The following is a 20,906-nucleotide window of genomic DNA, read 5'->3' as shown; positions in this document are numbered from 1 at the left end:
TCCCTCTTGAAGCACCCGGTGTGCGGCCGTTCCTGATGAGCGGTTCGCGCAGCGGATGGAGAGATCCCTTCGATCTCGCTCGCGGGAAGTTGCTTCGGAGTCAGATCAGTGCCGCAGGCCGTGCAATATAGCGCTCGCGTATGGCCTTGGCCGACCAGTATGTCAGGGCCGCAACCAGACCGGTCGGGTTGTAGCCCAAGCCTTGCGGGAAGGCCGATGCACCAGGCACGAACACGTTGTGTACGTCCCAGCTCTGCAGGTAGCGGTTGACCGCGCTGGTGCGCGGATCGGTCCCCATGATCGCACCGCCGTTGAGGTGGGTGGTCTGGTAGCTCGTCGTGTCGAAATGCTCACCAAAGTTCTTGACGGCGACGTGCAGTGACTTCGGGCCCATCGTTTCAGCGATGCCGCGCATCTTCTCGGCCATGAAGCGCGTCATGCGGATGTCGTTTTCCTTCCAGTCGAAGGTCATTCGCAGCAGAGGCATGCCCCACGCATCCTTGTAGGTCGGATCCAGGCTCAGGTAGTTGTCGCGGTAGCTCATGTGCGCGCCGTGCGCGTCCATTGACATTGTGTGCGTGTAGTAGTCAGCGACGGCCTGTTTCCAAGCGCTGCCCCACGCAGGCGACCCGTCGGGCAACGAGATACCGCTGATCGGCTTCACGCCCGCCTGGTTCACCCACATCGGCGAGCCACCGACGAAGCCGAGCGGGCCGTGGTCGAAGTTGTCGGCATTGAAGTCATCGATCGCGACGCCGTTGCCACCTGCGCCGATGAAGGGATTGGCATGAACGTCCTTGTCGAAGAAGGCTTTGATCGTCGCCATGTTCTGGTAGGCGAAGTTGCGCCCCACGGTGCCTTTGCCGGTCACCGGATCGTAGGGCGTACCGATGCCCGACAGCAGCATCAGCCGCACGTTGTGGAATTGAAACGCGGCGATGATGACGATGTCCGCTGGCTGCTCGACCTCGCGCCCCTGCGCATCGCGGTAGGTCACGCCGGTTGCCGTGCGTCGGTCGGGCGAAAGATTCACCTTCAGCACGTGCGCATGCGTGCGCAACTCGAAGTTCGGTGCCTGGCGAAGCGCGGGCAGAACGTTGACGTTGGGTGAGGCCTTCGAGTAGTTGTAGCAGACATAGCCGCTGCAAAAGCCGCAGAAGTTGCACGGCCCCATCTGGCAGCCGTAGGGGTTGGTGTACGGTCCAGATGCGTTTGCCGACGGCAGATCGTAGGGGTGATAGCCGAGCATGGCTGCGGCGTCGCCGAAGCGCTGCGCGGAGACCGTGCGCTTCTGCGCGGGCAATGGGAAGTCATGCGAGCGGTCGGCTGCGAACGGGTTGCCGCCCCTGCTTTCACCCACCGGCTTCGCGGCCACGGTCCATGCTGTGCCGGACGTGCCGAACACTTTCTCGGCAAAGTCGAAGTGCGGTTCCAACTCTTCATAGCTGACGCCGAAGTCCTGGATCGTCATGCCCTCGGGGATGAACTTCCTGCCGTAGCGTTCCTCGTAATGGCTTCGCAGGCGCAGCTCGATTGGATCGACGCGCAAGTGAACACCCGACCAGTGCAGCCCTGCACCGCCGACACCGGTACCAGGCAGGAAGGCACCCAACTGCCGATAGGGAAGCGCCGTGTCGTTCAGGCCGTGGCGGATTGTCACGGTCTCGCGCGACACGTCCTGGAACAGCTTGCGGCGGATGTTGTAGGTGAGTTCGTCCAGCACTCTGGGGTAGATGCCATCGGTGGCGGTGTCCTGCATAGGGCCGCGCTCGAGCGCGACCACCTCCAAGCCGGCCTCGGTCAACTCCTTGGCCATGATCGCGCCGGTCCAGCCGAAACCGACGATCACCGCGTCAGCCTTCTTCATCGTGTTTCCCGCCATGCTCAGCCCCGTTGCCCGTTCAACGCTACCGGCGGCAGCGGGTATTTCACGTCGCGCTCAACCCAATCCATGAAGTCGGCCCGCGCCCCGGGGAATCCGATCAACTTCCAGCCCGCGAGACCGCGGTTTCCGCCATGCACCGGATCGGCAAAGAATCCCTCGCGCACGTTTTGCAGCAGCATCGAGAAGAAGAGCTTGGCCGGCACGGTTTCGAACACAGCCTGGCCCGATTCGATCGCGTGCAGCGCCGCATCCTGCTTGTCCGCCGCGAGTTGCGCGAAAGATTTGCCTTGCGCCTTCTGCACGAAGCCGTCGGCGGCGGCGATGCCCAGTCGATAGATCTGCTGCGGGGTGAGCTGAGATTGAAAGCCCAGTTCTGCCGGAGCGTCGGCGTTGAATGGCCCCTGCATGTACCAGAGCGCGCCGGCGGCCCAGGGGGTGCCCATCTGCCGATCGATGTACTCAGGCACGCCGACCTCCACGGCGCTGGGGCCCAACGCGTCCTTCGGGATCAGGCATGCGCTGGCAGCGTTGACGAAGGCCCATTCGTCGCCAGTGAAGAACCGCGGCTCATAGATTCTCTGTGCCAGGTTGTCCGCGGTCTCGCCGTGTGTGGTTGTTGCTTGCCGGGTGTCGCACCCAGGAAAGACTGCGACTGCGAGGGTCGCCGCGCCCATTCCCTTGAACAACTGGCGCCTCGATCGCGTCTTGACTGATTCTGAATCTTTCACGGGTGTGCTCCTTTCTGGGTCCATGTGGAGGTCAACGCACGGGCATAGCCTGAGCGGCCCGCTCCCTCTGGATGGCGCCGCGAATCGTTCCGACTTGCGCAGCTTGTACTCTCGAGGCCTGGTTGCCCCAACTCTGGCGGGTGAACGTCGCTAGCTGCGCTACTTCGTCGTCCGACAGGCGCCAGCCGAAGCCGGGCATGGCAAGCTCCGATGGCGCGACGCGCGTGGCGGGCAGTCGGCTGCCGTCTAGGATCAGGCGGATCACCGAGCTCGGGTCGCTTGCCAGCACGCTGGAATTGCCGGCGAGGCGCGGAAAAGCTTGCGCGTACCCCATCCCGTCGCTGCGATGGCAGGCCGCACAGTTGTCGACGTACAACTCAGCCCCGCGCGTCGCGTTCACTCCCTGCCACAGGGCCTTTGCGGTCGCAGGATCGGCATTGAATGACGACGGCGAATGAGCGGAAGGCGACAGCGTCTTCAGGAAAGCGGCGATTGCATTTAGGTCATCTTCGCTCAGGTGCTGTGTACTGTGTACGACGGCCTCGTTCATCGCACCGCCCACCACCGCGCGAGACATGTTGCGCGCGCTGCGCAAGGTTGCGACGATGTCGGCCACCGACCATGCGCCCAGTCCATCCGCCGAATTGCCACGCAAGTTCACCGCTACCCATCCGTCAATGAGGGGGCCGCCGGCCAGGTAGTCGGGGCTGGACGCATCCAGCGCCTTCTCCTGCATCGTTGTCGCCCGCGGTGTGTGGCAGCTGCCGCAATGACCCAGACCCTGGACCAGATACGCGCCCCGCGCAATCGTCATGTCGGGATAGCTACTCGGATCGAAGGCCACGGCTTCCGGTAGCGGCGCAAACGCCTTGCGCCAAAGCGTCATCGGCCAGCGCATTGACAGCGGCCAGGGAATGCCGCGCGAATGCGGTTGCGAGGGAGCCGGCGCTACTCCGTGCATGAAAAACGCGTACAGCGCGCGGACGTCGTCGTCGCTCATGTGCGCATACGACGGGTAAGGCATTGCAGGGTACAACGAAGCGCTGTCTTTCCGGATGCCATGGCGCACTGCGCGATCGAAGTCGGCGAGCGTGTACGTGCCGATACCGCTGTTGTGATCGGGCGTGATATTGGTGCTGTAGATCAAGCCGATCGGCGAAGCCAGCGGCAGCCCACCGGTGAACGGAATCCCGCCTGGTGACGTGTGGCAGGCGACGCAATCGCCGGCCTGGGCTAGGTAGCGGCCTTTGTCGACGAGGGGCGGCGAATTGCTGTCGGTCGTGACCGCGATGGTCCGCGTGGTTGTGGGCCAAAGCGCAAGAACGAGCGCTACGATGATGACAAGTACGGCGATGCCTGGGAGGGTCCACAGAAGCTTCCTCGTCATCGTTGCATCTTCCTTGTATTGCCAACGGTCGTTCAGCAAGCGCAGGTTCAGACCGGTTCGTGATGCCTTCCCTTGCGGCGATTTCAGCGCAGAACAATCTGCTCCGCCAACGGGTAGCCACTGAACGTCCCGCGAAAGGTCGCTGCAAGCAAGTTCCGGGCGTCCAAGCGCGGCGACACCTCTGCGATCCTGCGCGCGCGACCCAGGCGAGGGTACAGCCGCAAGGAGTACCGGTTTCTCGCGATTCTGAGACGCGTCGATTCATCCATCCATACCGATTGGATAATTCATGGGTATAGATGGAACTTATACTTTGGAAATGAAGGATCTGAACCTGCTCTACGTGTTCGAGGCCATGTGGCGCGACCGATCGGTGACGGTGTCTGCTGAGCGGCTCGGACTTACGCAGGCGGCCGTCAGCGGCTCGCTGAAGCGCATTCGCGAGGAGTATGACGACAAGATGTTCACGCTTGTGGGTCGACGCATGGAGCCGACGCCCTTGGCCGTGGAGCTGGCGCCGCAACTGCTCGATGCGCTGGCCCTGGTGCGCAAGACGCGGGTCGAGCGCGGACGCTTCGACCCGGCTATCGCGCGTCGGATGTTCACGGTCAGAACTCGCGACATCGGCGAGGTGGTGTGCCTTCCCCGCATCCTTGCCGCGCTAGGCCAATCGGCACCCGGCCTGCGCCTGCGCACGTTGTTTCGCCCGATCCCGGAGACCATGAGCGGCATGGCTGCGGGGCAGATCGACTTTGCTCTCGGATTCCTGCCCACGCTCGAAACCGGCATCCACAGTCGATTGCTGTTCAGGCAGCACTACGTGTGCGTGATGCGCGAGGGCCATCCGCTCGCCGGTGTGAAGCTCACGTCCAAGCGCTTCGCCGAGAGTGAGCATCTCCTCGTCGAGTATTCGGGCAGCGGGCACGCGGTGCTCGAGCGCGCGCTGGTCGATGCCGGGGCGCGGCACCGCATCACTGTCCGGCTGCCGCAGTATCTGGCTGCGCCGCACTTCGTGATCGGCTCCGACCTCTTGTGGTCCGTGCCCGCGATGCTCGCCGAGACGCTCCAGGCGCACTACCGTCTCGTGATCAAGCCGCACCCGCTGTCCTTGCCCGAATTTGAGGTCGCGCTGTACTGGCACGACCGCTACCACCGCGACCCTGCGAACAAATGGCTGCGCGATTTCATTGTCCACCAGTTCGCCGTGGATAGCGGCGCGGCGCCCTGAGCGTTCCGCGTCAGGCAACGCCTAGCGGATGCGCGTTGGTCGAGCGCCTGGTCTCGACCTTCCTCCGTTCGTGCCGAAGCCGGCGCTACTACTTGCCCAAACGCTCCTGCAAGAACTCAATAAAGCGCTGCGTTTTCGCCGGGAGCAGGCGAGTTTCGGTCAGGGCATAGACTGGCGTCGGCTTTCCCTCCCAGTCAGGCAGTATCCGGTGCAGCCGACCGGCCGCCACGTCCTCGGCGGCAATCTCCACAGGAAGCAGTATCACGCCGAGGTTCAGGGTGGCCAGGCGGCGGAACATGCCGACGCTATTGACATGAAAGCGCCCTCCAACTTCGACCTCGACCGTTTCTGCTTCGCGATGCAGTGTCCACTTGCCTGCCTTGGGAAAGCCCAGGCACTCGTGTTGCGCCAGGTCGGCGGGATGTGTGGGCTCGCCCGAGAGTTCGAGATAGTGCGGCGAGGCATAAACATGCACCGACAGGCGGGCAAGCAGGCGAGCAACCAAGTTCGAACTCGCTGATTCGCCCATGCGAATTGCCACATCGAAGGGTTCGGTGACCAGATCCACTCGTCGCGGCGTGAGGTCGAAATCAAAGGTGATGCCTGGGTAGCGGCGAGCAAATTCCGCAATCAGAGGTGCCATGTAGATCGTCGCGAAATCCACTGGCAGTGAAGCGCGCAACAGGCCGCTTGGCTGCGCCAGCATCTCACCGAGCTGCTCGTGTGCGATGCGCGCCTCTTCGACGATGCGTCTGCAGCGCTCGAAATAGAGCTGCCCGGCCTCAGTCAACTCGACCTTGCGAGTCGTTCGATGCAAGAGACGCAGGCCAATGGCCTTCTCCAGGGCGCTGATTCGTCGGGACAGTGTCGAGTTCGGAACCCCCGTGACATCGGCCGCACGACGGAAGCTCCTCAAATGAGCGACCTCAACAAACAGGGCCATGTCGTTCAGCAGTTCCATGGGGATTGCGCCATTTTTGGATCAATGTTTGCCATTTTACCGTCTTTATCTCCTGGGTAGATTAATTGAAGATACGTCCATCGCATTTGTAGGAACGTAAATATGTCCATGTCAAAAGGAACTGCTGTCGTGACCGGAGCCGCCAATGGCATCGGTCAGGCCTATGCCCAGAGGCTCGCCGCTGATGGCTTCGATATTGCCGTTGCCGACGTTGTCGATGCAGCGGCGACGCGGGTGCTCGTCGAGGCCGTCGGGCGCAAGTTTTTCTCGGCCATCGTTGATGTGACCTCGCCGGACTCCACGCTGCAGTTCGCCGCCGACGTCAGCGCCAATATGCCGCCTGTGGTCGCGCTGGTGAACAACGCCGGCATCTACCCGTGGAAGTCGTTCGCGGACACCGACTTTGACTTGTGGCGCAAGGTGGTCAGCGTCAATCTTGACGGCGCCTTCTTGATGTGCAAGGCCTTTGTTCCGGGCATGACCGAACGCAAGCTCGGCCGTATCGTCAACGTGGCCAGCACAACGTTCTGGTTGAACGTGCCGGACATGACGGCTTACATCGCCAGCAAGGGGGGGGTGATCGGATTCACTCGTGCGCTGGCCAGCGAAGTGGGCGCCTCCGGCGTGACCGCCAATGTCATCGCTCCGGGGCTGACCAACACCAAGACGATGCGCGGCATTAACGAAGCTATCTACGAGTACCTGCCGAAACAACAGGCCATCCCTCGAACGATCGAGCCCCAGGATTTGGCGGGCGTGGTCTCGTTCCTGTGCTCCCCCGACTCGGCCTTCGTCACCGGCCAGACCATCGCCGCCGATGGCGGGCAAGTGCGGGCCTAAGGCCGCTACCCGTTCCCTACTCTTCTCACATCCAAGGAATAGACATGAGCAAAATTCTCACCCCCATTCGTATCGGTCGCTACATCGCGCCGAACCGTCTCGTGATGGCTCCGATGACCCGCTCCCGCGCGGACGGCCACGGTGTTCCCAGCGACCTGACAGTCACGTATTACGCCCAGCGCGCCAGCGCCGGCCTCATCATTTCCGAAGGCGTGTTTCCGTCCGCCATGGGCAAGGGCTATGTCCATACGCCCGGCATCGAAACCGAGGCCCAGGTCACGGCCTGGAAGAAGGTTACCGAGGCCGTGCACGCCCGTGGCGGTCGCATCTTCATGCAGGTCATGCATTGCGGGCGGGTCTCGCATCCCTCCTTGCTGAATGGCGCAACTCCGGTGGCGCCCTCGGCCATCAAGCCTGAAGGCCAGGCATGGACCCCGGCCGGCCAGGTCGACTTCGTCACGCCCCGAGAGTTGAGCATCGCCGAGATTGCCAGCGTCATTGAAGATTACCGTCAGGCCACCCGTCGTGCGATCGAAGCGGGCTTCGACGGTGTGGAACTGCATGCGGCCTCAGGCTACCTGCCAGAACAGTTCCTCTCATCGGGAAGCAACCAGCGTCAAGACCTGTACGGCGGTTCGATTGAGGGGCGCGCCCGGTTTGTGCTGGACGTGTTGGATGCGATGGTTGCAGAGGCGGGTGCCGATCGCGTTGGCATCAAGATTTCGCCGGAGATGAACTACAACAGCATCACGGATGCCACGCCTCAGAAGACCTACGCCTATCTGGTCGATCATCTGCGCGGCTGGGGCCTGGCCTATCTGCATGTCGCCCTGTTCGGTGCGAAATTCGACTACCACGCGCTGCTGCGCTCGCGCTTTAACGGCGCCTACCTGATCGGCGGCGGGCTGACCCAGGACAGCGCAGAAGGGGTGCTGGCCGAGGGCAAGGCCGACGCTACCGTTTTCGGCAGTGCTTTCCTTGCGAATCCGGACTTGCCAGAGCGCTTCCGTGTGGGCGCCTCGCTCAACGAAGTCGACCGCAACACCTTCTTCGCGCCCCCCACCGCCAAGGGATACATCGACTATCCGACGCTGGCTGTGGCCGAAGTCGACTGAGGCAGGTTGTCATGATCACCACCGCCCGCATGCATCGCGCGAACCGAGGAAGCCATTTCCGGGCCTATGGCCTGCATGGCTCCGATCCAGCGCAGTTCGATCCCTTCATGGGCATCGACCATGCCTGGATGAGTGCGCCCACGTTCCCCCCGCACCCGCACGCCGGGTTCTCTGCGGTGACTTATCTGTTCCTCGACTCCGAGACTGGCATTGCCAATCGCGACTCGCAAGGGAACAGGACGCTGATCCAGCCGGGGGGGCTGCACTGGACTGCCGCCGGACGCGGTGTGGTCCATGAAGAGAACCCAGCGGTGCTGGGAAGCACCGTGCACCTACTGCAGATCTTCGTCAATCTCCCTCGGGAACGGCAGAGCGCGGCACCGTTCGCTCTGAGCCTGGCACCGCAGGACGTTCCGGTGGTTCAGCGCCCAGGCGTACGGGTCCGCGTCCCCTTCGGCAGCTTTGGCGGCGCGCGCTCGCCGCTGACGCCCCCGACCGACGTCACATTGCTCGATATTTCGCTGGAAGCCGGCGCTGAACTGGAGTTGCCCTTGGCCGCGGGACAGCGAGCCTTCGCCATGCCGATCTTCGGCAGCGCGGAACTCAATGGCGAGAGCTTCAGCCTCGACAACCTCCGTGTCCCGATCCTTCCTCTCGCGAGCAAAGCAATGATGCACAAGCTCGTCGCCGACCCTGGCGGAGCCAAGGTCGCGGTGTTCATCGGCGAACCTCTGCACCAACCCGTGCTTTCGAACGGCCCCATGGCTTTTGCAAGCCAGGAAAGTCTGATTGCGGCAACCGCCGCTTACCAGCGTGGCGACTTGGGACAGCTGTAGCAGGGCGCCACACCCCGGGGCGTGAGCCCCATTTACTACCAGGAGCTACATCATGAAAGTTGAACGATTCACCGCCGAGAACTCGGCCCTGCTGCTTATCGACCATCAGGTCGGTACGATGCAACTGATCAAGAACATCGACATGGACTTGGCCGCCAAGCAGTCTATTGCCCTTGCCAAGATGGCAAAGATTCTCAATCTGCCGGTCGTCATCACGTCCAGCCAGGAGGACCGCGCCCAAGGCCCAATTCTTCCAGAGATCGCCACGATCCTGCCTGACGCGCACGCGGCGCGGGTCAAGCGCCCCGGCGTCGTCAACGCATGGGCCTACCCCGACTTTCGCAATGCGGTGCTCGCCACCGGCCGCAAGAACCTGATCATGGCTGGCGTGACCACCGACGTTTGCCTCATCTTCCCGTCGATCGACGCTGCGCTCGAAGGCTTCAATGTTCAGGCCGTGATGGACGCCTCGGGATCACCCAGCGACCTTTCCGAAGAGTTCTCGCGTCAACGCATGCACGATGCGGGCGTTGTGCTGACCGCCACCAACACCCTCATGGCGGAGATCGCGCAAGACTGGTCTACCCCTGCCGGACAGCAACTGATCGGTCTTTTGTTCAGCGACGTCTTCCCGGCCCTTGGCGCCGGCATTGCTTGAGCCAAGCGTGAAGGCGGCTGCATTGTGCACGAAGTGCTGATCGATGCCCTGCAGGGCTGACCGGGGTCACCCATAAGGTGAACTGGCCGCAGGTGGAACTGAGCTCCCCTGCGGCCAGCTGATGCGGCTTCGTGGCGAGTCTGATCTTCGCTGCCCAGGCCACTCGGTCCGGCTGGTACTCGCATGCCGGATTCGGCAACTCGTCGTATTGAAACGCTGAAATCACATGCGCGAAAGCTCGTGCCCTTGCAAACGGGGGCCGCCGCAGATCATTTCCGACAGTCTGGCCTTCACGTTCCGGTGAAGCAAACGCAAGCCGCTGAAGCTCCACTTCATTAGTCGGTGAGAGAGCTTCGTTCGATCTAGCGAATGGCCGTGCACCAACGAGAGGTCCAAGCGGCATCTCACTCCTATAACTCAGACAGACACGAATGGTATCTATGAGAACAGCATCCTCGTCTCCCAAGCGCGACATGCACCGCCCATCGCACGGTCTGCACTCGGCGGTGCTTGCCATGGTCGGCGCCTTGGTGCTGTCCGGATGCTCGTTTGGAAACATCAAACCGTCGTCCACCCTAACCAATCCCGCCGGTCTGGCGGCGAAAGAGGCGCTCAGCGGTATCCAGCTCTCCGACGCTCACTGGCCACAGCAAGAGTGGTGGAGATCATTCGGTGACGACCAGTTGAATCTAATGGTTGAAGAAGCTCTGGCTGATAGCCCAAGTCTGCGCGGTGCGGCTGCACGTGTTCGCCAGGCTGAAGCGCTCCAAGGTCTGGCCCAGTCACAACTGATGCCCCACGTTGACGGCAATCTGTCCAGTACGCGCGAGAGGTTCAGCGAAAACGGTACGACGCCACACCCGGTCGCCGGTACTTGGCAGACGTTCAATCAGGGTACGCTCAACATTGGCTATGAGCTGGACTTCTGGGGGAAGAACCGCGCTACCGTTGAAGCGGCGTTGGGTCGTCTGAAAGCGACAGAAGTCGATCGCTACGCGACACAACTTGTGCTGTCCTCGGCCATCGTTCAAGCCTATATCGAACTACAGCAAGGCTACGAGCAGCTTGAGATTGAACAAAAACTGCTCAAGCAACAGCAGGAGATTCTTTCACTCACTCAGCGGCGCTTTGAAGCCGAGCTGGACTCCAAGATCGATATCAAACAGGCTCAGGCATCCATTCCCGCTACCCGCGCCAGGATCGCTGCATTGGGCGAATCCATGGAGCTGAGCCGGAACAAGCTCGCAGCATTGCTCGGCAAAGGGCCGGATCGAGGCCGCGTGATCGCCGCCCCTCACCTCAAGCGACCCGACACGGTGACCATTCCCAGTGATTTGCCAGCAGAACTTCTCGGCCATCGCCCCGATGTCGTTGCGCAGCGTTGGCGCGTGGAGGCAGCAAGCCATGAGATCGAGGGTGCAAAAGCGCGCTTCTATCCGAACGTCAACCTGTCTGCCTTCGTGGGCCTCCAAAGTCTCGGGTTTGACTTGTTCACGGAAGGAGGTAGTCGCATCCTGGGTGCAGGACCAGCCATCAGTCTGCCAATCTTTGAAGGTGGACGCCTGCGCGCCAATCTTGCTTCGCAAGACGCCGCCTATGACATCGCGGTGGAAGACTACAACCAGACGTTGGTAGCCGCCCTGCACGACATCTCTGATCAGCTTTCCTCGATTCGCTGGTTGCGTGAGCGAATCGAGCAACAGCAAGACGCAGTTCAGACTGCGAACGAAGCTGCGGAGCTGATCAACAAGCGCTACGCCGCAGGTCTGGCCACCTACATCCAGGTCCTCATCTCGCTAACGGACGCACGCATTCAACAGCGCCAGCTTGTCCAACTGCAATCTCGCGGCCTTGCTTTGGAGGCCAATCTCAGTCGCGCTCTGGGCGGCGGCTATGCCCCTGACCTGTCCCGCATTAGCGCCAACGACTAAGGAGTCCACTTATATGAGTCAGAGCATCCCACCCAATCAGATACGGCCCCCATCCGAGACCAGGGGAGACGTTGGCAGCGAGAAGAAGCCCTTGCCGTTTCAGGCGCGCGGGCAACTGGCCACAGCAGCTGTCCTGGTCCTCTTGGTCGGAGGGATCGCGTGGTACAGCTTGCAGCGTGACACCGAACGCACCGAGGACGCCTACGTCGATGGCAACGTCGTGCAAGTGACTTCTCAAATCGGTGGCACCGTCACGGCGTTTGCGGCGGACAACACCGACCACGTAAAGGCGGGGACGTTGCTTGTCACGCTGAATCCCGTTGACCAGGAAGTCCGATTCGAGCGCGCAAAGGCAGAACTGGCCAAGGCCACTCGAGTGGCAAGAACGCAGTATTCGCAAGTTCAACAACTGCGGGCCGAAGTCGTGCAGCGGAAGAACGATGTGCTGAAGACCAGGGCTGATCTGGCGCGTCGTTCCACGCTCGCCTCCAGCGGAGCGGTTTCCCGAGAAGAGGTCAGCCACGCGGAAGATGTGCTGAAAAATGCTGAGGCCATGCTGTCTGCAGTGAACCAGTCGCTTGAACAACGCCTCGCCATGGTCGACGGCACCAACCTGAGAACGCATCCTGATGTGTTGACCGCCGCCACCAATTTGAGAGATGCCTACATCGCACGTTCACGCACATCCATTCTCTCTCCCGTAGATGGCACCGTCACGAAGCGCAGTGTGCAACTAGGCCAGCGCATCAACCCAGGTGTGGCCTTGATGTCTGTGGTTCCGATGGACGAACTGTGGGTCAATGCCAACTTCAAGGAGTCCCAGCTTGAGCATCTTCGTATCGGGCAGCCCGCTGAGGTGACGACGGATGTGTATGGCCGCAATGTGGTCTATCACGGAAAGATCGTTGGCATGGATGCCGGAACCGGCAGCGCCTTCGCTCTCCTGCCGGCCCAGAACGCAACGGGGAACTGGATCAAGGTGACGCAGCGCGTTCCGATCAGGATCGCGCTGGATTCAAAGGAGATTGCCAAGCAACCTCTGCGTGTCGGACTATCGATGCGGGTTTCCGTGAGAACCACCGACCGCAGCGGAGAGATGATTCGTAAGGACGTTGCACCGAACTTCGTCTACAAGACGCAAGTCTATGACCAAGAGTTGAGAGACGCGGACGCCATCGTGGAGGCGGTCATACGGGCCAACGAAGGGCAAACGCCGATGGCGGAGAAATAATGATCCCGCTCGTATACAGAAAGCATGGCGCACTGCTGACGACGGTCTGCTTGCTCTGTGGTCTCGAATTCCTCCAGACCGGCATGCTCGCGTTTGCCTCTGTCCCGATCCGAGGCGAGATTGAGGCGAGTCCCGAAGAGTACAGTCTCGTCGCCGCCCTCTATGCCTGTGTTGCGGTGGTTGTGATCTCCAAACAGCGCTGGTTGACAGAACGACTGGGGTGGCGCAGCTACATGATCGGTTCGATCGGCGTCTTCATTGCAGGTGCGCTGCTGTGCAGCGTGAGCCACGACCTGACGACATTTGCAGCAGGAAGAGTCGTGATGGCATTGGGCGGCGCGTCGTTCATGACGACATCACGCATCATGGTCAATCTCATTCCGCCCGGACCTGAGCGATTTGTGGGGATCAAGGCCTTCGCCGTGGGTTTGGCCAGCGGCACTGCAGCGGCACCGCTGATCTCATCCATGGCAGTCACCCATGACTCCTGGCAGGCGATCTTCTGGGTGCTCATTGCCGGCTCAGTTGCTGCTGCGGCGCTCTCCTTAAGGTTTCTTCCCAAGGACCCGTACCCTGAGCATGAGCGCACAAGAACCAGCCCCGCTCGCGTGCTTCTCCTGGCGTTTGCATCGTTCTTCGTTCTCTATATCCTGCAACGCTCGTACTACGAGTTCTATAGCGACACCGGCATCATGCTGGTATTCGCAGCCTTGGCCGCATTTTCCCTCTACACATATTTCCATATTGAGCACAGTCACGAGCGACCCTTGCTGAGAGTCCGGGAGCTCATGACCTCTCGATACGTGGCAGGCGTGGCCTTGTTCTCGTTCAGCTACGTAATCTTGGGAGCCAACAGCTACATCGTGCCGCTATTCCTCCAAGCGGGATTGGGCTATTCCTGGGAAAGCATCGGGAAGTTCCAGTCCATGGGGCTCGTCGCTTCGTTGCTTACGTGGCTGGTGATGCTTCGACTGTTGCCCAAGTATCCGGCACCGAAGAAGTTTTTCGTCGCAGGATTTCTGTCGCTGGCAGCCTTTGGCTGGCTGCTGTCCTCGGTCGCGCCGATTGCGGATATATGGCTGCACATTCTTCCGGCGCTGGCCTTGAACGGGTGCTTTGTCATGCTGGTATTGGCGACGACAGCGATGCAGACCTTCCGCGATGTTGCCGGTGAGGACACGCTTCTTGCCAACGCCCAGCAGGTCAAGAACATGTTGGGTCAAGTCGCCATGGCGATGGGTACCAGCATCGCAACCGTATTCATGCAGTGGAGAAGCACCGTCCAATACGGATCTCTGAACATTCGACTCACCAATCACGACCCGATCTTTGCACAACATTCGCAACAGCTAAGCCAACTGTTCTCGTTGTCGCATGAACCCAGTCAAGCCACTCAAATGGCACTGGTTGTGCAAGCGCAGCAGATCAGCCAGCAGGCTTCACTGATGGCAGGTATCGAGTACTTCTGGATTGTGATTTGGGTCGCTGCGCTCGCGGTGGTGGTTTCCGTGCTGCAACGGATCTTCCGGTGAAGAGGGGGTTTCCTCCGTCTGGTGTCTCTTCTCGAAGGCGCTTCCTGCAGAAGGCATTTGCATCTTATCTATGGCTCCGAACTCCATGAGTACCACTCCCCCCCAGATTGTCGTAGTTGGCGGATCCCTCGCCGGCCTCACGCTTGCGCTCGCTTGCGCAACGAGGGGCGTGCCGGTTCGTGTTGTGGAGCGCTCTGCACGGCGGGTGCAAGGTGGCGACAGCCTGAGCATCGATCTTGCGGCGCTTGCAGCGACTGTGGGTCACGATCCGCGTTTGCGTCCGATACTGTCCACTGTGCCCGCGTACCGCGATCGTGACTTGACAACCTGGCCGGCGTTGTACGCCTGGTTACACGAGCGGGCTGCTGCATCGCCCGGCATTGTCCTCGAGGAAGGCAAGTCTGTCACGTCCATCACCGAGCTCGACGATCGAGTGCAACTTCATTTCTCGGACGGAACGCAGAGAGATGCGGACGCAGTCATCGGTGCAGACGGATACCACAGCACTGTTCGCAGAACGATTGCGCCAGACGCCCCGCTGGCCCGCTATGCTGGTTATGTCGTCTGGCGCGGTCTGGTCGACGAGGAAGCGCTGGAGCGCCCCATTGCCTGGCCGTCGAACGGTGGACTATGGATCGACCTTGCAAGCGGCTATCGATTGGTTGCCGCGGTGCTTCCCGGTCGCGACGGATCTGTGGAAGTCGGACGGCGTCAAGTTACGTTCGCATGGTTCGATGTGCATCGAGAGGAACTGCTGCGGCGCACCCACTGCCTCACGGCAGATGGCCACATAGTCGGAACGCTCGGGCGCAGGACAATCGATGAGGATGTCAGAACAGAATTGCTCGCGCTCATCCCACGGCTTTGGCCTACGGCATGGGCGGAGGCGGTCGCTGTGGGGGTGCGCTCGACAGACGCGCTGAGCGGCGCCCCGATCGCCGAATACAAGCCGAAGCGCTTGGCACGTGGCGCACTGGCGATCGTGGGCGACGCTGCCCACGGAGTTTCACCCATGACAGGGCGCGGATTCGCTACCGGGGTGGAAGATGCCGCTGTGCTGGCCAAGACACTCGCACGCCGAAGCGAAGACGAACCGATTTCCACCGCGCTGGCTCGCTATGAGGCGGCACGTCTGCCCTTCGTTCGCGGGTTGGTTGACCATTCGAATCGCATCAGCGTGGACTATCTTCGCTATGCAGAAGGGGCGGCTGTGTCTTAGCGAATTGGCGCGGGCGAGGCGATGAAAGTTGGACGACGAGAGGAGGCACGAGCGAGGCGTAGCCGCCATTCCCGATCGCCGGGTGTGGAAGCACGCACGCCTGCGCCTAGCACTTCAGGGGCGAAGTGCAGGGCGGGCGAACAAATTTGTGTGATACGTCCTACTTGCCCGTCATGGTCTCGCCGCCATTCAGAGCTTGCATTGACCGTATCACAGGGGCTGATTGGACGACCGGCGCTTGGCATCATAGGATCAAGCGTTGTCGAGAACGTATTGGAGAAAATATCATGATTTACGTAGCCAGAGAGATCGAAGTTAACAAGGGACTTTCCCAGGGAGAGCCACATCTCACGCGAAGTCAGGTTTGGAAGGGCCTGGTCATGAAGGCCGAGAACGCTCTGCCGTTCGTGCCCGGAATGCTGGCCTGCACGGTTGTCGAACGTTTCGAAGGCGGGCTGGTGCGAGACATCGACTTTCGCGGCGAAGGCGCGCGCGAGAAGATCACCTTTCGATCCGAAGAGAAGGTCACCTTCGTCAGGCTCTCAGGTAATGCAGATGGCTTTATCGTCAACGAGATTCTCGGCACCGATGATGATCTGAGGCTGAAGTTCAGCTTTGCGATGCAACTACTGGATGACGCTTCCGGCAGCCCTGCGGAACGGGATATGGGCGATGTGATGGAGCGCGATTACCTCAAGGCTGTCGAAGCAACGGTGCGAGTAATCCGTCAGATGGTCGCCCAGGGTGAGGTCTGACCCTTGGAGTACTGGTTCAGCGCCATGTATCGCGCGATCGATGGGATGGCGATGGACGGCCTCCTCGACGGCCTGACCGACGACGTCGAAGTCACATTCGGCAACTGTCCTTCAATGAAGGGCAAGGCGGCCGTTGAAGACGGCGTTGGTGCTTTCTGGAAGTCCATCCGCGGCCTGACGCACCACTTCGTCAATGTCGTCGAGAGCGGTGCTTGCAGCGCATTGGAAGCGACTGTCGACTACGTTCGCGCCGATGGCCGCCTGGTCACCATCCCCTGTGTGACCATGCTCATGCGCGAAGGTGAACTCGTTCGCTCCCTTAGGATCTACATTGACATCGGCCCGGTCTACGAGCCGATCGATACCATCGTCGCTCCAGAGAGGCTCCCTCAAGCTGTCGCTTGAATGGTCAAATTCAGTCTCGGAGTTGCATGAGATCGGAAATCGATTCACTCAACCGTCTGCCCATGTTCTCGGGCGTAACTACTACACGAGATTCGCTTGCCGTTGTCTCGATTGGCGCCTACGCGCATGCTCGATCTCCCGGACCTTGCCGATGCAGCTCAACCGACATGCAACGCCTCGAGTCCGGAGAGCGCCACTCGAGCGTCTTCGTGCGACTTCACCCCGCTGACGCCCACTCCACCTACGCAACTACCGGCCAGCAAGATGGCTACTCCACCCTCCAGCAGGCATTCGAGACCAGGTGCGCTGATGAAGGCGGGGCGGTTGGCCAGCATGTCCTCGTAGAACTTGCTGTCGTGCCTGCCAAGTGCAGCGGTACGCGCCTTGCCAACTGCTATGTGCGCTGACGCAGGGCTGGCACCATCGAGCCGTTTCAGCGCTAGCAGGTGGCCGCCGTCATCCACGACAGCCACGGTCACGGGCCATTTCATCCTACGTGCCTCGACGGCGGCCGCGTCGAGAATGTCCTGTGCCTGTGCCTCAGTCAGGTAGGGGCGGGTGCTGATCGTCATGGGCGTGTGCTTCCTTTGGTGCTTATCGTCGGTTCGTTGGTAAAAATACGTCCCACGTGCGCTCATGAAGCGGCCCTCCCTAGACCAGTGAGGACCAGCGCGCGCAGCCAGCCACACTATGCGCTGATGAAAGTCGGGGGGGGCACTCATTGGACGCGCCTCTGCGCTACGCGCTGCGGCATGGGCGCTGCAGCGCTGCCGAGCCCGATCACCGGATCGAGATCTCGAACTCGCCAATGTTCTCGATCCAGTGCCTCACGGTGTCGCCGGGCCGGAGAAAGCGGTCGCGCGCCATCCCCACGCCGGCGGGCGTCCCGGTAAGGATCACGTCACCGGGCAATAGCGTGACGCGCGAAGAGAGGTGGGACACCTGGTCGGCGATATCGAAGATCATCTGGCTCGTGTTTGAATCTTGCATCAGTTCACCGTTGACCCACAACTTCATGTCCAGGTTCATCGGGTCGCCGACAAATCGGTGCGGGGTGATCGCCGGCCCGAGAGGGCAGCTGCCGTCGAAAGTCTTCTGACCGATCCAGTCCCATTTGAACGGCGAGTCGTTGGCCACCCCATCGCGGCCGACGTTCTCGCGTGCCGAGAGATCGTTGGCGACGGTGTAGCCGGCAATCACCTCGTAGGCCCGACCCAGCGGCACGTCGCTGCAACGCTGCCCGATGACCACGGCGAGCTCGAGCTCCCAGTCGAGCATCGGCGAGCCCTGTGGTCGTGCGACCGTGGCCCCCGGGCCGACAACGGTGGCACCTGTCGCCTTCATGCAGAACCAGGGCTTCTGGCCCAGGTCCTTGGGATTGGCCTCCAGTGGGAGCCCGAGTCGCTTCTTCATCTCTGCCACGTGGTCCTTGTAGTTGGCGCCGGCGAAGTAGATGTTGCGTGGTACCAGCGGCGCTGCGAGCGTGGTGGCCGGCTCCGGGATCCGCTGCGGCAGCTCGCCGCCGAGATCGGCGAGCTTCGCGTTGGCGCTGTCCCAATGGTCCAGCACGTCCAGCATGTTGGTGAATCGGCCTGACGCATAGACCTTGCCATCGTGCAGCATGCCGGTCTTGCGGCCCTCGGCGCTGTCGAAGCTGACGAGCTGGATCACCATGCCACCTCCGCGCGCAACTGAACTTCAGATTCGGCCTCGAAGGAGCGGGCGTCAGACATCGCGAAGCGGTCGCCGAAGTCGAACAGATCATCGTGCTGGAAGCCGTTCTCGTACCACTGGATCTCCCACCAGTTGTGGTCGAGGTCGACCACATAGAACGAGTAGACGCCGTGCGAGTCCATCGGCTTCATCACCTTGCGGATGCCATAGGTTTGCTGATACTTTAGCGCGTTGGCGTAGGCTTCGTCGACCTCGGCGCGTGTGGCCACATCCACCCCCCAATGGTTCAGGAGATTCACCGGCTTGAGTTCGTCGCCAACCTCCACGCAGATGATGTGGAAACGCATACCCATGCGCACCGCCATCGCTGGTTTGCCATGGCGCACGCACTCGAGGCCGAGGAACTCTTCGTAGAAGCGGCGCGAGGCAACGAGGTCGTAGCACTCCAGCGTGCCGTGGCTCATGCAGAAGGGTTTGACGATGGACCGTTCGGTGCGCACGGGCACCTGGGTGTTGGCTGGCAGCATGGTTGAAGTCTCCTGGGTCAGGCGGCGGCCTTTTCCTTGGCCGTGAGAAAGGAATCTGCGAAGAACTCGGCGGCCGGCAGTCCGCAGTGCGCGGTGTAGTCGTGGCGTGCTGAGTCGATGACGACTGGGGCGCCGCAGGAATACACCTGGTAGCCCGAAAGGTCTGGGTGATCCTCGATCACCGCGCGGTGAACGAAGCCTATCCTGCCGCGCCATGCGCATCCCGGCGTCGGTTCGCTCAGCACCGGCACGAACTGGATGTGACGGTACTCGCGCGCCCACTGCTCGCACAGATCCATCATGTACAGGTCTTCGCGGCGGCGGCCGCCCCAGTACAGCGTGATAGGGCGTGTCAAGCCGCGGCGAAGGCTGTCAAGCACGATCGACTTGATCGGCGCAAAGCCGGTGCCGGAGGCCAGCATGATGATCGGCTTGTCGCATTTCTCGCGCAGGAAGAACGAACCGAGCGGGAACTCGATCTTGAGCACGTCACGCGGTTGGATCGCACCGAAAAGGCGATCGGTGAAAGCGCCTCCGGGCAAATGGCGGATGTGTAGCTCGATCTGGCGCACGCCATCGTTGCTGGGCGCCGACGCGATGGAGTAGCTTCGGCGCAAGCCGCCGCCGCTGATGATTTCCACGTACTGCCCGGCTCGGAACAGCGTCGGCTCATTCATCGGCAGGCCCAGGGTCGCAATCATCACGTCTGGGGCGGCACGCTCCATCTTCAGCACGCGCGCCGGCATGAACTTCGAGCGGATCGCGTCGCCGGCATCGATCTCGTCGACCTCGACGGTCAGGTCAGACAGAGGCCGTGCCTGGCAAAGCAGAGCGAAGCCTCTCGCCTTGTCCTCTTCAGACAGATACTTGGGGTGTACACCGCCCCAGTCGACACGTCCGTCCAGCACACGTCCTCGGCAAGTGTTGCAGACGCCGGAGCGACAGCTGTAGGGCATGAAAAGACCCGCAGCAAGTCCTGCGCGCAGGACCTCAGCGTGACTGTCGCAGGCGAACGATCGACCGCTGGGCTGCAATGTGATAGTGTGTTTCATGAACGAAGGATTCCTCAGATCCATGCGGCATGCCTTGTCTCCGCGCCGCTTGCAGCAAGGTTAGCGAGGGTTCCGAGTTGGGGCCAACGCCTTACGTAAATTTGGCCAATTCAAGGCGTGAATGTGGGTAGCTCTTGGGCTCCCCATTCGCGGAGAAAATGGAGGCAATTTACCGAATGCCTTCGACAACCGGCATCGTCCGCCACACACTCTGAACGTTCAACCTTCGCGTGTGACGGCATGGCACTTGCATCCACTTTGATCAGTGAGCTCGGCGACGAGCTTCACGCAGCATGGCGGCAGCGCCGAGTGGTGGAGACGCATCGGGGGATGGGCGGCCAGTCGTTGGAGCGATACGGACACCGCAGATGTCTTCACCGAAGTCCCCCATGCCGTGGGCAAGGCACTAGGAATGGTCGAAGCGCACCGGCATTCGGCCTGATGAAGCCGACCTGTAGCCATTTCCGCGACCGATGATCTACGTTTCCCGACAGATCAAGGTCAACGAGGGCCGAGCCCGGCACGACCCGCGCTTGGGTCGAGGCGAGGTGTGGCAGGGTCTTGTGATGAAGGCCAGGAATACGTTGCAGTATGTGCCTGGAGTCTCGTATTGCGAGGTGCTCGAGCAGTCAGGCGCAGGCCTCGTTCGTGATATCGAGTTCAGGGGCCAGCGGGCTCGAGAACGGGTGACCTTCCGCGCACCTGAGCGCATCACGTTCCTGCGCTTGTCGGGACGAGTTGAGGGCCTCATCGTGGAAGAGATCACGGGGCCGGACGACGACCTGGTGGTCCGCGCCAGCTTTGCTCTGCAACTGGCAGACGTCGCGTCGGACAGCCTGGAGGCGTACGAATTCCGTTCCAGCATGGAACTGGACTACTTCAAGACGGTGGCTTCGGCGGTCGCCGCCATGCGCAGGATTGCGTCGGCCCAGCGCTGATCGC

Annotated in this window: 20 protein-coding genes; 12 read left to right on the top strand and 8 right to left on the bottom strand. The window is 61.4% G+C overall.

Going from position 1 to position 20,906, the window contains the following annotated elements; translation table 11 throughout:
- Window positions 1–100 precede the first annotated feature (100 nt).
- From QTI68_RS10420 to QTI68_RS10410, 3 genes are read right to left on the bottom strand one after another with little or no spacing between them, the layout of a single operon-like run.
- Entirely contained in the window at window positions 101–1,882 is a 1,782-nt protein-coding gene (locus QTI68_RS10420) for a GMC family oxidoreductase (RefSeq protein ID WP_286521368.1), read from the bottom strand.
- Window positions 1,883–1,884: 2 nt separating this feature from the next.
- Entirely contained in the window at window positions 1,885–2,637 is a 753-nt protein-coding gene (locus QTI68_RS10415; RefSeq protein ID WP_503011644.1) for a gluconate 2-dehydrogenase subunit 3 family protein, read from the bottom strand.
- Window positions 2,638–2,644: 7 nt separating this feature from the next.
- The gene (locus QTI68_RS10410) at window positions 2,645–4,039 is read right to left on the bottom strand and encodes a cytochrome c (RefSeq protein ID WP_286521366.1); all 1,395 of its coding nucleotides are present in this window, start codon (window positions 4,037–4,039) and stop codon (window positions 2,645–2,647) included.
- Between the two features lie 280 nt (window positions 4,040–4,319).
- Here QTI68_RS10410 and QTI68_RS10405 point away from each other — a divergent pair, with 280 nt between their 5' ends.
- Window positions 4,320–5,228, top strand: coding sequence for a LysR family transcriptional regulator (locus QTI68_RS10405; protein ID WP_286521365.1), 909 nt, complete (start codon window positions 4,320–4,322; stop codon window positions 5,226–5,228).
- 88 nt (window positions 5,229–5,316) lie between these two features.
- On the opposite strand, the gene QTI68_RS10400 is transcribed toward QTI68_RS10405, so the two are convergent.
- Entirely contained in the window at window positions 5,317–6,189 is an 873-nt protein-coding gene (locus tag QTI68_RS10400; RefSeq protein WP_286521364.1) for a LysR family transcriptional regulator, read from the bottom strand.
- A 129-nt stretch (window positions 6,190–6,318) separates the two neighbouring features.
- Here QTI68_RS10400 and QTI68_RS10395 point away from each other — a divergent pair, with 129 nt between their 5' ends.
- From QTI68_RS10395 to QTI68_RS10350, 10 genes are all read left to right on the top strand, one after another.
- Window positions 6,319–7,029: an SDR family NAD(P)-dependent oxidoreductase gene (locus QTI68_RS10395; protein WP_286521363.1), complete on the top strand. Its 711-nt coding sequence runs from the start codon at window positions 6,319–6,321 to the stop codon at window positions 7,027–7,029.
- Between the two features lie 44 nt (window positions 7,030–7,073).
- A complete protein-coding gene (locus QTI68_RS10390; RefSeq protein WP_286521362.1) occupies window positions 7,074–8,144 on the top strand; it encodes an alkene reductase in 1,071 nt (356 codons plus the stop codon).
- A gap of 11 nt (window positions 8,145–8,155) precedes the next feature.
- Window positions 8,156–8,980, top strand: coding sequence for a pirin family protein (locus tag QTI68_RS10385; RefSeq protein ID WP_286521361.1), 825 nt, complete (start codon window positions 8,156–8,158; stop codon window positions 8,978–8,980).
- A 52-nt stretch (window positions 8,981–9,032) separates the two neighbouring features.
- Entirely contained in the window at window positions 9,033–9,638 is a 606-nt protein-coding gene (locus tag QTI68_RS10380; protein WP_286521359.1) for an isochorismatase family protein, read from the top strand.
- Between the two features lie 440 nt (window positions 9,639–10,078).
- Window positions 10,079–11,569: an efflux transporter outer membrane subunit gene (locus tag QTI68_RS10375; RefSeq protein WP_286521358.1), complete on the top strand. Its 1,491-nt coding sequence runs from the start codon at window positions 10,079–10,081 to the stop codon at window positions 11,567–11,569.
- 13 nt (window positions 11,570–11,582) lie between these two features.
- Window positions 11,583–12,800, top strand: a complete 1,218-nt coding sequence (locus QTI68_RS10370; protein WP_286521356.1) for an HlyD family secretion protein — start codon at window positions 11,583–11,585, stop codon at window positions 12,798–12,800.
- The gene (locus QTI68_RS10365) at window positions 12,800–14,332 is read left to right on the top strand and encodes an MFS transporter (protein ID WP_286521355.1); all 1,533 of its coding nucleotides are present in this window, start codon (window positions 12,800–12,802) and stop codon (window positions 14,330–14,332) included. The genes QTI68_RS10370 and QTI68_RS10365 overlap by 1 nt, the downstream gene beginning before the upstream one ends.
- 85 nt (window positions 14,333–14,417) lie before the next feature.
- Window positions 14,418–15,551: an FAD-dependent monooxygenase gene (locus tag QTI68_RS10360; protein WP_286521354.1), complete on the top strand. Its 1,134-nt coding sequence runs from the start codon at window positions 14,418–14,420 to the stop codon at window positions 15,549–15,551.
- 287 nt (window positions 15,552–15,838) lie between these two features.
- Window positions 15,839–16,306 (top strand): SRPBCC family protein, encoded by a 468-nt coding sequence (locus QTI68_RS10355; RefSeq protein WP_286521352.1) that lies wholly within the window; start codon window positions 15,839–15,841, stop codon window positions 16,304–16,306.
- Between the two features lie 24 nt (window positions 16,307–16,330).
- A complete protein-coding gene (locus tag QTI68_RS10350) occupies window positions 16,331–16,711 on the top strand; it encodes a nuclear transport factor 2 family protein (RefSeq protein ID WP_286521350.1) in 381 nt (126 codons plus the stop codon).
- A gap of 158 nt (window positions 16,712–16,869) precedes the next feature.
- On the opposite strand, the gene QTI68_RS10345 is transcribed toward QTI68_RS10350, so the two are convergent.
- The 4 genes from QTI68_RS10345 to QTI68_RS10330 all read right to left on the bottom strand — a co-directional run bounded on the left by QTI68_RS10345 (window position 16,870) and on the right by QTI68_RS10330 (window position 19,964).
- Window positions 16,870–17,277, bottom strand: a complete 408-nt coding sequence (locus QTI68_RS10345) for a GlcG/HbpS family heme-binding protein (protein ID WP_503011652.1) — start codon at window positions 17,275–17,277, stop codon at window positions 16,870–16,872.
- A gap of 214 nt (window positions 17,278–17,491) precedes the next feature.
- Entirely contained in the window at window positions 17,492–18,385 is an 894-nt protein-coding gene (locus QTI68_RS10340; protein ID WP_286521348.1) for a fumarylacetoacetate hydrolase family protein, read from the bottom strand.
- Window positions 18,379–18,912 carry a VOC family protein gene (locus QTI68_RS10335; RefSeq protein ID WP_286521347.1) on the bottom strand — a complete coding sequence of 178 codons (534 nt, stop codon included), beginning with the start codon at window positions 18,910–18,912 and terminating at the stop codon, window positions 18,379–18,381. The genes QTI68_RS10340 and QTI68_RS10335 overlap by 7 nt, the downstream gene beginning before the upstream one ends.
- Window positions 18,913–18,929: 17 nt before the next feature.
- On the bottom strand, window positions 18,930–19,964 hold the full coding sequence (locus QTI68_RS10330; protein ID WP_286521345.1) for a CDP-6-deoxy-delta-3,4-glucoseen reductase: 1,035 nt from the start codon (window positions 19,962–19,964) through the stop codon (window positions 18,930–18,932).
- Window positions 19,965–20,437: 473 nt separating this feature from the next.
- Between QTI68_RS10330 and QTI68_RS10325 the strand changes: the two genes are divergently transcribed.
- Entirely contained in the window at window positions 20,438–20,902 is a 465-nt protein-coding gene (locus tag QTI68_RS10325; RefSeq protein ID WP_286521344.1) for an SRPBCC family protein, read from the top strand.
- Window positions 20,903–20,906: the final 4 nt, after the last annotated feature.

The organism is Variovorax sp. J31P207 (assembly GCF_030316965.1).
GTDB lineage: Bacteria > Pseudomonadota > Gammaproteobacteria > Burkholderiales > Burkholderiaceae_C > Variovorax > Variovorax ginsengisoli_B.
This window is presented reverse-complemented; position numbering and strand designations above follow the sequence as displayed.

Bases quoted from the DNA above. Each gene is read 5' to 3' on its own strand.
- QTI68_RS10420 (WP_286521368.1), bottom strand. From the start codon at position 1,882: ATGGCGGGAAACACGATGAAGAAGGCTGACGCGGTGATCGTCGGTTTC.
- QTI68_RS10415 (WP_503011644.1), bottom strand. From the start codon at position 2,637: ATGGACCCAGAAAGGAGCACACCCGTGAAAGATTCAGAATCAGTCAAG.
- QTI68_RS10405 (WP_286521365.1), top strand. From the start codon at position 4,320: ATGAAGGATCTGAACCTGCTCTACGTGTTCGAGGCCATGTGGCGCGAC.
- QTI68_RS10400 (WP_286521364.1), bottom strand. From the start codon at position 6,189: ATGGAACTGCTGAACGACATGGCCCTGTTTGTTGAGGTCGCTCATTTG.
- QTI68_RS10390 (WP_286521362.1), top strand. From the start codon at position 7,074: ATGAGCAAAATTCTCACCCCCATTCGTATCGGTCGCTACATCGCGCCG.
- QTI68_RS10385 (WP_286521361.1), top strand. From the start codon at position 8,156: ATGATCACCACCGCCCGCATGCATCGCGCGAACCGAGGAAGCCATTTC.
- QTI68_RS10380 (WP_286521359.1), top strand. From the start codon at position 9,033: ATGAAAGTTGAACGATTCACCGCCGAGAACTCGGCCCTGCTGCTTATC.
- QTI68_RS10375 (WP_286521358.1), top strand. From the start codon at position 10,079: ATGAGAACAGCATCCTCGTCTCCCAAGCGCGACATGCACCGCCCATCG.
- QTI68_RS10370 (WP_286521356.1), top strand. From the start codon at position 11,583: ATGAGTCAGAGCATCCCACCCAATCAGATACGGCCCCCATCCGAGACC.
- QTI68_RS10365 (WP_286521355.1), top strand. From the start codon at position 12,800: ATGATCCCGCTCGTATACAGAAAGCATGGCGCACTGCTGACGACGGTC.
- QTI68_RS10360 (WP_286521354.1), top strand. From the start codon at position 14,418: ATGAGTACCACTCCCCCCCAGATTGTCGTAGTTGGCGGATCCCTCGCC.
- QTI68_RS10355 (WP_286521352.1), top strand. From the start codon at position 15,839: ATGATTTACGTAGCCAGAGAGATCGAAGTTAACAAGGGACTTTCCCAG.
- QTI68_RS10350 (WP_286521350.1), top strand. From the start codon at position 16,331: ATGTATCGCGCGATCGATGGGATGGCGATGGACGGCCTCCTCGACGGC.
- QTI68_RS10340 (WP_286521348.1), bottom strand. From the start codon at position 18,385: ATGGTGATCCAGCTCGTCAGCTTCGACAGCGCCGAGGGCCGCAAGACC.
- QTI68_RS10335 (WP_286521347.1), bottom strand. From the start codon at position 18,912: ATGCTGCCAGCCAACACCCAGGTGCCCGTGCGCACCGAACGGTCCATC.
- QTI68_RS10330 (WP_286521345.1), bottom strand. From the start codon at position 19,964: ATGAAACACACTATCACATTGCAGCCCAGCGGTCGATCGTTCGCCTGC.
- QTI68_RS10325 (WP_286521344.1), top strand. From the start codon at position 20,438: ATGATCTACGTTTCCCGACAGATCAAGGTCAACGAGGGCCGAGCCCGG.